Genomic DNA, 13,984 nt, shown 5'->3' with positions numbered 1-13,984 from the left:
GGACTCCAGTGCGCCGCGTTCATCCAGTTCACACGCGTAATCGTTAACGACCATCGCTGGCAAGCCAGCTCCCACAAGGGACCGCGCCCACACTGAAACTGTAGGAGCCAGCTTGCTGGCGATGGACTCCAGTGCGCCGCGTTTATCCAGTTCACACGCGTTATCGTTAACGACCATCGCTGGCAAGCCAGCTCCCACAAGGGAACGTGCCCACGCTGAAGAAACTGTAGGAGCCAGCCTGCTGGCGATGGACTCAAGTACGCCGCGTTCATCCAGTTCACACGCGTTATCGTTAACGACCATCGCTGGCAAGCCAGCTCCTACAAACGACCGCGTCCGAATCCAAACCAGTGAAAGCCCCCAAAAAAAACGGCGACTGCTGGTACAGTCGCCGCGAAAGACCGGTGTTTGTGACACCGGTCGAGAGCCCCACGGCATGAGGAGTCAACGCCGTGTGGCCCTGCCATAAAACCTGTGCGTGACGAGGCGTTCAGAGCCCCCAGTGCAGCAACAACAGCACCAGCACGACCAGGAACACCGTCTCCCCCACCATCAGCAGGATCGGCTTGATCCCGACCGCCGCCAGCTCCTTGAGCCGGGTCTTCATGCCCAGGGCGCTGATGGAAATCACCAGGCACCAGCGCGACAGTTCGTTGACCGATCCTTGCACCGCAGGCGCTATCCATCCGGTACTGTTGATGCAGGCCAGAATCAGAAAACCGACGGCGAACCACGGCAACAATGGCGGGCGTTTGCCCGTCGGGTCGGCGCCTTGCATGCGGGTGATCATCGCGGCGGTGACGATCACCGGCAGCAGCATGGCAACGCGCATCAGTTTGACCACCGTGGCCGTGTCGCCGGTCTCGGTCGACATGCTGTAGCCGGCGCCGACCACCTGGGCCACGTCGTGGATCGTGGCGCCGAGGAACACGCCCGCCACTTGCGGCGACAACTGCAGCCAGTTGGCGATCATCGGATAGACGATCATCGCCATCGTCGACAGCGCCGAAACACCAATCACGGTGAACAAGGTCGCCCGTTCTTTCTGCGGATGGTTCGGCAATGCCGCTGCCAACGCCAAGGCCGCCGAGGCGCCACAGATGGCGGTCGCGCCGCCGGTGAGCATGCCGAACAGGCGCTGGAAACCCAGGGCCTTGGCGGCGATCACAGACACGCTGATGGTCACCACCACCAGAATCACCACCAGCGCTATCGGCTTCCAGCCCAGCGCCGCCATCTGTTCGAGGGTGATGCGCATGCCCAGCAGCGCCACGCCGATGCGCAGCACCGTGCGGGCGGTGAACTCGACGCCGGCCTTGCACGGGCCGTCATCGGCCAGAAAATTCAGGGCCATGCCCAGCAGCAAGGCAAACAGCATGACCGGCGCACCGTAGTGCTCGGACAAGAACGACGCGGCGGCCGCCACGATCAGGCTGACGATAAACCCCGGAGCCAGTTCGCGCGTGCGACTGTGGATACGGGTGAGAGCAATGACGCTCATGGCGCGGACTCCTCGGATGCGATGACGATAAACGCCTGGCCGTCGATGTTCTCGACCGGGTAGTTGGTGACTTTGACCAAGGTGGAATTGAGCATGTAGCCACTGCGCAAATCGAAGCGCAGGCCATGGGCGCAGCATTGAATCACCCGCCCCTCAAGGCGCCCGCCACACAGCGAGGCGCCCTGATGCGGGCAGCTGTCGTCGATGGCAAACAGCTGCCCGTCGACGTTGAACAACGCCAGGCTTTTGTCTTCGAATTCGAACAGCGCCCGGCCACCGGCCTGCGGGTGTTTGCCGGCCGGCACGGGAATGCGCCGAGTCATACTGACTGCCGCTCGCGATCACTTTCCTTAAGGGCTTCGTTCATCGCCCCGAGCAGCGCCTGAGCAGGTTGTGCACCGATCACCGTCATGCGGCGGTCGAACTGGAAGCTCGGCACGCCACTGGTCGCGCCGGGGAATCCATCAAATGGCGTGGCGTCACCCTTCAGGCAATCGAGCACCCCGTCCGTATCGACGCCACAGGAGCGGGCAATGGCGAGCAAGGTCTCCCGACAACCCAGGTTTTCGCGTCTGTGGAAATAAGCGGCGAACAGTCGTTCGAGCAACATTTCACGCTGACTGGAATTGCCCAGTCCGCTGACACGCTCGAACAAACGATGGGCGTCTGCAGTGTTGGGCATCGTCTCGATGTGGCTGAGGTCGATGGCCAGGCCAACCGCACTGGCAGCCTGCTGTACCTGGGCCTGGCGCATGGTCATGGCGTCCGCATTGCCCAGGCGTTTGCGATAGAACTCGGCGAAGGGCTCACCTTGTACCGGCAACTGAGGCAACAACTGCACCCCATGCCACACCGTGGTGATCTGCACATCCGGGTGGCGACTGCGAAACTGCACCTGCGCATGCTCCAGTTGGCGTTTGCCGATCAGGCACCAGGGGCAGATAAAATCGAAAAACACATCAATACGTAAACGACGACTCACAACTTCACCTCTAAACCCGCTTCACCGACAGGGTCAGGCACGCTCTGACCCTGAAGCCGGGCAATATCTTTGTGGTAATGACACTTGGCATAAAAGAACACCGCCGCCGCCGCGAGGCTGACCAGTGGCACCAGTTGAAACGCGGCATGCAGACCGATGAGGTCGGACACCCGGCCGGTGATGAACGGCCCCGGCGCCAGCCCCAGCATGTTGTTGGCCAGGGTCAGCGTGGCGAACGCCGTACCGTGCACCGAGTAATGGGTCAGGTTGGCAACCATCGCGCCGGCAGGTCCCGTGGTACCGGTGGCAATCAGCATGCCCAGGCAGATCAGCAGCAATTGCACCGGCCCTGCCTGCAAGGCAAACGCCGCCGACAACAGCAGGCAACTGCCCAGGCAGAAGCCGATGGCCAGGCTGACCTTGCGCTCCGGCGAGTTGCGACACAGGCGATCGCTGAGCATGCCGCACAGGATCATGCCCGCACCGCTGCACAACACGATGATCGCCGCCATGCCGCCGGCCTTGTCGGTGGGCATGTCGTAGTAACGGTTGAGGTAGCTGGGAATCCACACCATCACCGTACCGCCGACGAACAACTGCAAGCCGCTGGCGATGTAGGTCGACACCACCGAACGGCTGGACCACAGCGTGCGCAGCGGACGCTTGACCGCGGCAGCCGTCTTGTTCGCAATCTGTGCGGCACGCTGTGGCGCAATGCGCGCTTCCTTGACGATGAGCGGATAAAGCATCGCCAGCACCAGGCCAAACAACGACATGCCGGCGAACGACCAGCGCCAGCCCAGCTTGGCCGCGATGGCGCCGCCCAGGGCCATGCCCAACACCGAACCGAACATCCCGCCTGCCATGAAGGCACTGGCCAGGGTGGCGCGCATGTGTTTGGGGAACACCGAAATCACCACCGCGATGCCCACGCTGCCGTAGGCCGCTTCGCCGACGCCGACCATGAACCGCGCGATGAACATCTGCTGGTAGTCCTGCGCCAACGCGCAACCCAGGGTCGCCACGCTCCACAGGAACGCCATCAGCGCCAGGCTCTTGACCCGGCCGAAGCGGTCGGCCATCAACGACAGGGGAAACGTCAGCAGGCCGACCATCAGGGCAACGATACCGCTGAGCAGACCCAGCTGTCCGTCGCTCAACGCCCACTCAGTCTTGAGCAGGGGGAACACCGCGTTCAGTACCTGACGCGACATGTAATCGGAGATCAACAGGCCGAACGTCAGTGCAAAGACGATCCAGGCATATTGGCGCGCAACGCCGACTCCGCTGGAGTCGTCATCGTCAGCGGCTATTGGGTGAAAGGCCATGCAGCCTCCTCAAGAGCTTTGTTTTATTTTTGTTATCAAGCGTGTAACGGTCAGGCGGACGAGAGGTCACGGCCTCTCGTCCCGACCCTCGGTCAACCGCGTTGCGGTACACCTTTTTGCCCAGCCTTGCGGTTGGGGGCCATGCCGTTGGCCAACAGGGTTTCTTCGATGGTTTCGTACTGCACGCCGATGCGATAGATCTCGCGAGCTTCTTTGCCGGTGGCGATTTCGCGGCCCAGTTCGTGGGCGATGCGCACGGTTTGCCGGATCTGCGCCACCGAGCCGAAACGATCGCCCTTGTGATCAATGATAGTGTCTTCATTGCCCACGCGCGGGTGCATGCCCATGGCCATCGCCATGGTGTTGAACGGCATGACGTTCTTGAGCAGCGATTCGGAGGTCAGGGTGCAACCGTCCGGCGCGCGGTGGATGAAGTTGAAGAAGTTGAACGGGTTCGGGCCGTCGAAGCCGCCACCGATGCCGATCCAGGTCAGGTTCAGCGGACCCTTGTAGATGCCCCTGCGCACCAGGCGCTCGAGGGTTTCCATGGCGTGCATGCCGGTCAACTGGAAGTGCGGCTGGATGCCGTTCTCCGTCAGGCGCTTGAGGTGCTCGGCAACCCAGGCCGGACCTGCCGGTACGGTCATTTCGCTGTAGGCGGCCTGGAACATCGGGTTGGCCAGGGAGGTGCCTTCCAAGTATTCCGGATACAGCAGCTCCATGATGTTCATCTGGGTGGTGTTGATTGCCACGGTGACCTGATCCGGTTTCGGCGTCAGCTCGGCCAGCATGTGGCGGGTGTCGTCGGACAGCCACTTGGCCGCTTCACCATCGCTTTCCGGGGCGAAGGAAATCGAGCCGCCGACCTGGATGATCATGTCCGGCACGGCTTCACGCACACCGGCGATCAGCTCGTTGAACTTCGACAGACGCTTGGAGCCCTTGCCGTCCAGTTCACGCACGTGCAGATGCAGTACGGTGGCGCCGGCTTCATAGCATTCGACCGCTTTCTGGACTTGCTCGTCCATGGTCAGGGGGATGTCTTCCGGGAAGTCTTCGGGCATCCACTCCGGGCCGTACGGGGCCACGGTGATGACTACCTTTTCCATGTTTTCCGGGTGCAGGGAATCGTCGAAGAATTGCATGGTCTACTCCAGTTCTTATGATTGTCCCGTCCACCCGGGGTCGTGCCGGGCAGACGTGTTTACGAGTGCGAATGCTGCGAGTGCGGATGCTGCGAGTGCGAATGCAGGTAGCGTTCGATCAGAACGTCTTGTCGCCGATGATCCCGGCACGTTCCATCTTGCGATGGCATGGCGGGTAATCCATGACGGCGTAATGCTGGGTACTGCGGTTGTCCCAGATGGCGATGCTGTTGGGCTTCCAGCGCCAGCGCACCTGATACTCGGGGATGTACGCCTGGCTGATCAGGTAACGCAGCAACTCGCTGGCGCCGGGGTTGGCGTCCTGGCCGAAGCGCACCCGCTCAGGGGTGTGGTAGTTGCTGAAGTGGGTGGTGAAAGCGTTGACGAACAGCACCTTTTCACCGGTTTCCGGGTGAGTGCGCACCACCGGGTGTTCGGCGTCCGGGTACATCGCCTTGAGCGCCAGGCGTTTTTCAATCGGCATCGCCGCACCGAAGCTCGCTTCGATGCTGTGGCGTGCACGCAGGTCGGCGATCTTGACCTTTACGTCTTCCGGCAAGTTCGCATAGGCCTGGACCATGTTGGCCCACATGGTGTCGCCGCCGACCGGAGGGCACTCCACGCAGCGCAGCACGCAGCCCATCGGCGGTGCTTCGCGCCAGGTGGCGTCGGTGTGCCAGGCGTTTTCATAGCGGTCCATCGGCTGGTCCGGATTCTTGTAGATCCGCACCAGTCCCGGATGATCCGGATCGCTGCCGGCCACCGGATGATCCTCCAGCTCGCCGAAGCGCCGGGCGAAGGCCACGTGCTCGGCGCGGGTGATGTCCTGATCGCGCAGGAACACCACGCGGTGCTTGAGCAACTGGGCACGAATCTCGGCAAACAGACCGTCGTCATGCACCGCGTCGGCCAGATTGACGCCGATCAGTTCGGCGCCAATGCTGCAGGTCAATTGTTCGACTTTCATGGCTGGCCACTCCTCAAATGACGAAAATCGACGAGCCGGTGGTCTTGCGTGATTCAAGGTCGCGATGGGCCTGCACCGCGTCCTGCAAGGCGTAGTGCTGGTTGATCTCGATCTTGATCCGGCCGCTGCCGACGTGGTCGAACAGCTCACCGGCCAGGGCGGCTTTTTCCGCAGGGTCGCTGATGTAGTTGGCCAGGGCCGGACGGGTCAGGAACAGCGAACCTTTCATCGCCAGCATCACCGGGTCGAACGCCGGGATCGGCCCCGACGCGGTACCCACGCAGACCATCAGGCCACGGGGTTTCAACGAATCCAGCGACCCCATGAAGGTGTTCTTGCCAACGCTGTCGAACACCACGTTGACGCCGACACCGTCGGTCAGTTCGCGAACCCGCGCAGCAACATCTTCATGGCTGTAATTGATTGTATGGTCGCAACCGTGAGCGCGAGCGATTTCCGCCTTTTGCTCAGTCGAAACCGTGCCGATCACGTTCAGGCCCAGCAACTTGGCCCACTGCGAAACAATCAGGCCGACACCACCGGCAGCGGCATGCAGCAGGATGCTGTCGCCGGTCTTGAAGTCGTAGATGCGGCGCATCAGGTACGAGGACGTCAAACCGCGCATGGTCATCGCGGCAGCGGTCTCGAAGCTGATGGTTTCCGGCAGCTTGATCAGCGGCGCGGCCGGGATCAGGCGCTCGGTGCTGTAGGCGCCGAGGGTATTGAGAAAACCGGTGTAGGTGACGCGATCGCCGACCTCGACGTTGGTGACCCCATCACCAACGGCCTGGACTACGCCAGAGGCCTCGACGCCCATGCCGTTAGGCAGCGGAATCGGATAGGTACCGTTACGGAAATAGGTGTCGGCGTAGTTCAAACCAACCGCCACATGACGGAGACGAACCTGGCCTGGACCGGGTTCGCCGACTTCGACGTCCTCATAACGTAGAACTTCGGGACCACCGGTTTCGTAGAAGCGTACGGCTTTGGCCATTTTTCTTATTCTCCAATCTGCAATATGGGCGTGTTGCATCGAATTGCGCTGATTGGACTGTAGGACGAGGCCTGTTGAGACGCTTCTCATCAGACGACAATGGCTTTTCATTTCATGACAGACAGAAACGGGATCGCACTGGCAGGTCCCGCCGTCACCTGCGCTATCATCGCCCGCTTCCACGCCCCAAGAGTCTTGAACCCGGATGTCCGACACGCTGCCACTGCCCGACGATCACCAAGCCCTGCCGCCGGTCCTGGCGGGCCCGCTGTTGCGGCGCCTTGAGCCCACGCGGCTGGCGCTGTGGCTGGTGGGTTCCCGGGCGCTGGCGCTGACCTTGCGCTTGCAGGGCGTCGGCGATATCCGCCTCGATAGCGGGCAATGCACCGTGATTGCAGTGGGGGCTCATGCCTTTGTGCACTTGATCGATGTGCACCTGGATTGCGCCCTGCCCCGGGATGAGTCGATCGACTATGACCTGCTGATCGATGGCGCAGAAAAAGGCGTCGCCGACTGGGCGCCACACCTGCTGTATGGCGATGCCCATTGCCCGAACTTCGTTCTGCGCGAACGGGTCGATCAGTTGCTCCACGGCTCTTGCCGCAAGCCTCATCACCCGGCGGCAGACGGCTTGCTCTGCGTCGACCGGTTGCTGGCGCAGGAACATGCCGCCAAGGACCGCCCGGCACTGCTGATGATGACGGGCGATCAGGTCTACGCCGATGACGTCGCGGGGCCGATGTTGCGGGCGATTCACGCCTTGATCGAGCGCCTGGGCCTGTTCGGGGAACACCTCGAAGGCGCGGTGGTCAGCGACAGCGCCAGGCTCTACGAGCATCCGGCCAGTTACTATCACCGTGCGGATCTGCTGCCGGCACTGCAAAGCAATGAAACCCTGCGCGAGCGTTTTTTCGGTGGCGCGCGCAAGCCGATTTTCACCAGCAGCAGTGCCGACAATCACCTGGTGACCTTCGCCGAAGTCATGGCCATGTATTTGCTGGTCTGGTCGCCAACGCCCTGGACCCTCATCGACCCACAGGCACCGGCGATGACGCCGCAAAGGCTTGAACGCTACGCCCTCGAACAGACGCGCATCGATGCCTTCAAGGCAGGCCTTGGCAACGTCGCGCGAGCAATGGCGCATCTGCCGACGCTGATGATTTTCGACGACCACGACATCACCGATGACTGGAACCTGTCCGCGCAATGGGAGGAAACGGCCTACGGCCATCCGTTCTCCCGGCGCATCATCGGCAACGCGCTGCTGGCGTACATGTTGTGCCAGGGCTGGGGCAACAATCCGGATGCGTTCACTGCCGTGATGGAAAAGGCCGGTACGTTGAGCGCCAGCGCACACGACCGTCACCTCGACAGCACAGTTCAGGATGACTTGATCGATGAGCTGCTGAAGTTTCAGCACTGGCATTACGTGCTGCCCACCACCCCCGCCATCGTGGTGATCGACACCCGCACCCGGCGCTGGCGCAGCGAGATGAACCTCAAGCAACCGTCCGGTTTGCTCGACTGGGAAGCCCTGAGCGAACTGCAACAGGAACTGCTCGACCACCCGAGTGCGATCATCGTTTCACCGGCGCCGATCTTCGGCGTCAAACTGATTGAAACCGTGCAGCGCGTATTCAGCTGGTGCGGTTATCCATTGCTGGTGGACGCGGAAAACTGGATGGCCCATCGCGGCGCGGCACAGGTGATCCTGAATATTTTCCGCCACTCGCGCACGCCGGGTAACTACGTGGTGCTGTCAGGCGATGTGCATTATTCCTTCGTCTACGAAGTGCTGATCCGCCACCGCAAGGCCGGGCCGCGCATCTGGCAGATCACCAGCAGCGGCATCAAGAACGAATTCCCGGCCACCCTGCTCGAGTGGTTCGACCGCCTCAACCGCTGGCTGTACTCACCACGTTCGCCGCTGAACTGGCTGACCAAACGTCGACGCATGCGCATCGTGCCCCACGTTCCCGAACACGCCGAAGCCGGTGAGCGGCTGTGGAACTCGGCGGGGATCGGGCAGGTGTTTTTCAATGACCTGGGGCAGCCGCAGACGATCTACCAGCACAACTCGAACGGAGCACCGAAGACCAGGATGGTTGCGCCGCAAAGCGATGATTGAGGTAGAGAAAACACCACAAAAAACTGTGGGAGCGACGGTGTGGTGATCCGGCCTGCTCGCGAAGGCTGTCAGTCAGCCTCAACAATTGTGACTGTCATACCGCCTTCGCGAGCAGGCTCGCACACACTGGATTTCTGGCGTACGCATTTCTTGTGCTATTTCCAGATCCTGTGGGCCTGCTCGCGAAGAGGCCAGTTAAATATTGGGGAAATCCATCCTGTAACCCGCCCCCGGCGCACCTTCATGGAGTGCCACCTGAATTTTCGAATACAAGGCATTCGCCTCAGCTGTGGTGATTGATCGCGAACAATCACGCAGTACAACACGTAGTAGCACATTCTCCTGCCCCGGCAGCAATCCGAGGCGATCGATGGCCTGCGAAGGCAGTTCTGTGAACTCCCAGCGCCCTTTGATTTGCATTTCCTCGATCCAATCTGAACAATCACCAGCTGCCTGCAACATCCTTTCAGTCAACACTTCCTCGCTTAGCCCCGGCGTTACCGCTAACGAAATATCACGAGTAATCGAAGGCAACCGAGAGACGGCACTCCACGGATTCAGATCATGCATCTGTGCCTGTACTCGTTCGTTCTGATCACGCAGCAAACGAATATCGGGGATGCCTTTTCGCAGCATTGTCAAACGATCCAACCCCATTCCCAGCGCCAGTCCTCCATGGCGCAAAGGATCGATCTTCAGTCGCTCCAACAAAGATTTGGCAATTCGACCGCACTCCAGAACCTCTACCGGGACGCCGTCATTCAACAGATTTACTTCGATCCCGCCCTCAGTGTAGTGATGCGGACTATCACTGTAGATCCAAGGCATATCAGGCACGGCAGATTCGAGGATATCGCCGACCAGGCAAAGCAAATGCTCATGCGTCGACAAATCAGGATCGCCGAGCACCCAGATATCCATCTGATGCGGTTCCGCACAATGCCAACGATCCCGGCTGTCGCGACGAAAAGTGATGCCAGGTGCAGCCAATAATATTGACTGCCCCGGTTGTCGTAGCTGGGCCGCTCGCTGAAGCGCAGATGGAATTTGGCTAGTGGTTTGCGTCCGCAACAGAGACCACTCGTCAACCCATCGAGTGTGTGCACTACCAAGCGTAATCTCAGATGGGTCATAACCAAGCAATCCGTAGTTCTCTTCAGCGGAGACAATTCTCGGGCCCGTCTGCACTTGCGCTTGTGGCCAGCCTTTATCCGTTAACCCCTGAAGAACCTCCTTCAGTAATAATCGAATGGCGTGATCAGGTGCGGCGGGATCTGTTAGATCAGCCAGTAGCAAGGCTTGGTGTACGGATGTATCCGTCAGATATTTCTTTGATTCCTGCACTAAACAGCCCCTTATTAACGGTTAAATGTAGAGCTCCTCTTAAAAAGAAGCCTCATAGACCAACCTAACGATTTCAGATCGTCCATCACAACCAAATTCGGCAAAATACTATTTTTTCGGAAGAGGACTACAGACACTACTTACACAAATAACCAAGAGCATCTTACAGGACGACTAACGAGCATCATTAATTCTAAAAAAACCTCAAACCACCTATTTAACATATCAAAAAAATCTGTATTAATTATTTCGCCCCCTCAAGACCACTAGGGAGCACAAAACCAACAAAATGAAAAAGGATGATCAAATGAAAAAGAAAAGTGCCATTAAAGAAAAGCTTACTCGCATAACTTCCGGCCCGGAAAACTTTGGCTGGGCGCCGTTAGCTTGGGCTCATACTGAAGAGTAAATGATAAAAATGGGCGTCAAGATCACTCTTGCCGCCCATCGAAAAATCAAGGAGGCACCAATGTTATCCAAAACAATGATATCAACACTTTTTTGTCAAGAAGAGCCTTCTATAATTGCAGACTCTGATGAGTTCCTCCAAGAGTGCTCGAAGCTAGGATTCAAGACCATCAACATCTCTGACATCGACAGACTCCCAAAAAGCAGCATCATTTTTTCATTCACTAATGACGCAGCGAAAAAGACATTTGATATTGCGAAAAACACCAAACACAAAAAAACCATCTTTTGTGCAACACAAGTATTCGAACCTACTTTAGAAGCAGCACTATATAGCTTAAACCTATTACTAATAAGCGACTTTGAACGAGCATTAAGTACACAAAGACGCATACTGAACATGCTAAACTCACACAACTCATTTTTTTTGAGCGGAAATGATGCTGGCGCGCAAATAACGATAGCCCCTCACGCCAAACCTTACGCGTTAATTACAGAGGACATAGAAAATAACTTCATTCAGTCCGTGGCGGAGTTTTTTGAAGTTCATTATGCTCACATGAACCCACAAGAACCGAGCCCATTTTCATTTCGTGGAACTTTAAAGATATCCGGAATACTTACAGTCCTTAGAAGACCCAACCCAACATTACCAGAAGGCTTAAAAATCTCTTTAAAATGGTTGAGCGATCGCATATCTGAAGAAGGCGCACTATTAGCCATTGAAGACAATACAATCACCTCACTAAAAATAAATGGCAATGAACACATAAAACTATTGGATCTTGCAGCAGGGCCTAGAGGTCTTAAGCTGACTGAATTTGCTATTGGAGTAAACGACACAATCGCAAATAGCATTGACTACAAAATCAACTCTCAATTAAACGAAGGGATTAATGGAGTTCATATAGCAATTGGGAACGGTTCCTCTGGCTATCACATAGATTTCCTGAGCCCGGCAGTGAACGTAAGCCCAACTCACAACTGAGCAAACTTAATCGCCCTCACTACAACCTCCCACATCACAGCAATGTCTAAAAACTGACACTATAAAAGGGCTTACAGAAATGATGAGCAGTGACGCACGGCAAGTTACCGATGGACCTCAAGGCGCACAGGCCGGCGGATTCTGGTGTACCTATAGGCTTGCCCGCGATAAGACCTGCACATCCAACATCAATGCTCACCGAAGCACCGCTTTCGCGAGCAAGCTCGCTTCCACAATTGATCGGAGTCGCTCATGGACCTCACCCGAACCCTGATCATCGGCAACTCCGGCTCCGGCAAGAGCTGGCTGGCCCAGCGGCTGGCCGAGCAACTGCGCGTGCCCTGGACCGATCTCGACCGGATTCACTGGCTGTCCGACGAGCACAGCATCCCCCGCCCCCGCGCCGAAGCACTGGCCATGGCACGGATCGCGGCCGAACAGGAGCATTGGGTGATCGAAGGCGTGTATGGCTGGATCGCCAGTGAACTCCTGCCACGGGCGACTGCGCTGATCTGGCTGAGCGTCGGGGACGAGGATTGCGTGACCAACATTCAACAACGTGAGGCCGGACGCGACGAACAGGACCTGTTGCTGATCGCCTTGCTGGAGTGGGCAGGCAGTTATCGCCAGCGGCAAGGGTCCAGTGGGTTTGCGGCGCATCAGCGTTTGTTCGAAGGGTTTACCGGTGCAAAAATTCAGTTGATGGATCGAGCTGAAATTACGGATTTTTTCGGCGCAATACGAAACACAGGTTAACCACTGCATCTGACCCGTTCAAACCGGATTTGGACTACAGCACTCGCGGAAAAGTCTTTTGAAATGCAAATGGATACTGAACATCTATCCAAATGCGGAGAAGACCATGCGATATATCCAATACTTGCTGAGTCATTACAGTAGGAAAAAGAACACGCCGGCTGGCGTCGACGTGCCTGATGAAACCGCTTACCTACTAAGTTCCAAAGCCAATGCTGAACGATTACTCAAGTCAATCGAGAACTTGCGAAATCGCCAGACTCACCCCTCTGACAATCATCTCCACCTCCCGCTCATCAATCGTCAGCGGCGGCAGCAGGCGAATGGTTTTCCCCCGCGTGACGTTGATCAGCAAACCGTGATCCCGGGCGGCGATCAGGCTCAGGTCACGGATCGGTTGCTTGAGTTCGATACCGATCATCAGCCCCTGACCACGGATCGCCATTACGTTCGGGTTGCCCGCCAATTCTGTGCGCAATCTTCCGAGCAGGCGTTCCCCCTGAAGCCGGGCGTTTTCCAGCAGCCCTTGTTCTTCAACGATATCCAGCACGGTGCAACCGACCCGGCAAGCCAGCGGATTACCGCCGAAGGTGCTGCCGTGGCTGCCCGGCGTGAACAGTTCGGCCGCCTTGCCACGGGCCAGGCAAGCGCCGATAGGTACGCCGTTGCCCAGGCCTTTGGCCAGGGTCATGACGTCCGGGACGATGCCTTCGTGCTGGAACGCAAACCATTGGCCGGTGCGGCCGATACCGGTCTGGATTTCATCGAGCATCAACAGCCATGAGCGCCGGTTGCACAGTTCGCGCACGGCCTTGAGATAGCCCGGTGGCGCCAGTTGCACACCGCTTTCGCCCTGGATCGGCTCCATCAGTACCGCCACGATCCGCGAGCCATGGGCTTGTTGCACCTTGTCCAGCGCGTCGAGGTCGCCGAACGGCACTTTGACGAAATCCCCCGGCAGCTTGTTGAAACCCAGGCGCACAGCCGGGCCATCGCTGGCCGACAACGTGCCGAGGGTGCGGCCATGGAACGCGTTCTCCATGACCACCACCAGCGGCTGCTCGATGCCTTTGTGCCAGCCATGCAGCCGGGCGATTTTCAGTGCGGTTTCGTTGGCTTCGGCCCCGGAGTTGTTGAAAAACGCCCGGTCCATGCCCGCCAGGCGGGTCAGTTTCTGCGCCAGCCGTTGCTGCCAGTCGATGCTGTAGAGATTCGACGTGTGCAGCAGTAATCCGGCCTGCTCGGTAATGGCGGCAACGATTTTCGGGTGGGAGTGGCCGACGTTGGTCACCGCCACACCGGCGACCGCATCCAGGTATTCGCGGCCGGCCTGATCCCACAGGCGAGTGCCCAGGCCCTTGTTGAAACTCAGGGCCAGGGGTTGGTAAGTGCTCATCAGGCAGGCGGCGGTCATGACATCAAGCTCCAGCAAGGGTCGGTGTT

The 13,984-nt window shown here is 58.4% G+C and carries 12 protein-coding genes; 3 read left to right on the top strand and 9 right to left on the bottom strand.

Translation table 11 applies throughout. The features are described 5' to 3' along the window. Window positions 1–490 precede the first annotated feature (490 nt). The 7 genes from ACEN8Z_RS07430 to ACEN8Z_RS07400 all read right to left on the bottom strand — a co-directional run bounded on the left by ACEN8Z_RS07430 (window position 491) and on the right by ACEN8Z_RS07400 (window position 6,917). Window positions 491–1,501, bottom strand: a complete 1,011-nt coding sequence (locus ACEN8Z_RS07430; RefSeq protein WP_495597219.1) for a YeiH family protein — start codon at window positions 1,499–1,501, stop codon at window positions 491–493. Next, window positions 1,498–1,824, bottom strand: coding sequence for a Rieske (2Fe-2S) protein (locus ACEN8Z_RS07425; protein WP_008001195.1), 327 nt, complete (start codon window positions 1,822–1,824; stop codon window positions 1,498–1,500). Before ACEN8Z_RS07425 ends, ACEN8Z_RS07430 begins: the two co-directional genes overlap by 4 nt. After that, on the bottom strand, window positions 1,821–2,483 hold the full coding sequence (locus tag ACEN8Z_RS07420) for a DsbA family oxidoreductase (RefSeq protein ID WP_495597218.1): 663 nt from the start codon (window positions 2,481–2,483) through the stop codon (window positions 1,821–1,823). The genes ACEN8Z_RS07425 and ACEN8Z_RS07420 overlap by 4 nt, the downstream gene beginning before the upstream one ends. Next, the gene (locus ACEN8Z_RS07415) at window positions 2,480–3,811 is read right to left on the bottom strand and encodes an MFS transporter (RefSeq protein ID WP_008001199.1); all 1,332 of its coding nucleotides are present in this window, start codon (window positions 3,809–3,811) and stop codon (window positions 2,480–2,482) included. Before ACEN8Z_RS07415 ends, ACEN8Z_RS07420 begins: the two co-directional genes overlap by 4 nt. A gap of 92 nt (window positions 3,812–3,903) precedes the next feature. Beyond that, complete coding sequence (locus ACEN8Z_RS07410; protein WP_495597217.1) at window positions 3,904–4,956, bottom strand: beta-keto acid cleavage family enzyme; 1,053 nt, start codon at window positions 4,954–4,956, stop codon at window positions 3,904–3,906. A 118-nt stretch (window positions 4,957–5,074) separates the two neighbouring features. Next, entirely contained in the window at window positions 5,075–5,923 is an 849-nt protein-coding gene (locus tag ACEN8Z_RS07405) for a TauD/TfdA dioxygenase family protein (protein ID WP_008001204.1), read from the bottom strand. 13 nt (window positions 5,924–5,936) lie between these two features. Then, entirely contained in the window at window positions 5,937–6,917 is a 981-nt protein-coding gene (locus ACEN8Z_RS07400) for a quinone oxidoreductase family protein (protein WP_495597216.1), read from the bottom strand. A 205-nt stretch (window positions 6,918–7,122) separates the two neighbouring features. Here ACEN8Z_RS07400 and ACEN8Z_RS07395 point away from each other — a divergent pair, with 205 nt between their 5' ends. Next, the gene (locus tag ACEN8Z_RS07395) at window positions 7,123–9,045 is read left to right on the top strand and encodes an alkaline phosphatase D family protein (protein WP_495597215.1); all 1,923 of its coding nucleotides are present in this window, start codon (window positions 7,123–7,125) and stop codon (window positions 9,043–9,045) included. Window positions 9,046–9,240: 195 nt separating this feature from the next. Here the strand turns inward: ACEN8Z_RS07395 and srmL are convergent, their stop codons facing one another. Then, complete coding sequence (gene srmL, locus ACEN8Z_RS07390; RefSeq protein ID WP_495597214.1) at window positions 9,241–10,389, bottom strand: PheS-related mystery ligase SrmL; 1,149 nt, start codon at window positions 10,387–10,389, stop codon at window positions 9,241–9,243. Between the two features lie 418 nt (window positions 10,390–10,807). On the opposite strand from srmL, the gene ACEN8Z_RS07385 reads away from it, so the two are divergent. Both ACEN8Z_RS07385 and ACEN8Z_RS07380 read left to right on the top strand, forming a co-directional pair. Beyond that, complete coding sequence (locus ACEN8Z_RS07385) at window positions 10,808–11,785, top strand: CgnE/CgnB domain-containing protein (protein WP_495597213.1); 978 nt, start codon at window positions 10,808–10,810, stop codon at window positions 11,783–11,785. A 252-nt stretch (window positions 11,786–12,037) separates the two neighbouring features. Continuing rightward, entirely contained in the window at window positions 12,038–12,541 is a 504-nt protein-coding gene (locus ACEN8Z_RS07380; RefSeq protein WP_495597212.1) for a P-loop NTPase family protein, read from the top strand. 232 nt (window positions 12,542–12,773) lie between these two features. Here the strand turns inward: ACEN8Z_RS07380 and ACEN8Z_RS07375 are convergent, their stop codons facing one another. Further along, window positions 12,774–13,955, bottom strand: coding sequence for an aspartate aminotransferase family protein (locus ACEN8Z_RS07375; protein ID WP_495597211.1), 1,182 nt, complete (start codon window positions 13,953–13,955; stop codon window positions 12,774–12,776). Window positions 13,956–13,984: the final 29 nt, after the last annotated feature.

The sequence above is a fragment of the Pseudomonas sp. Pseusp10 genome (genome assembly GCF_059492225.1).
Note: the sequence above shows the minus strand (reverse complement) of the source record. Positions and strands in the feature narration are given on the sequence as shown.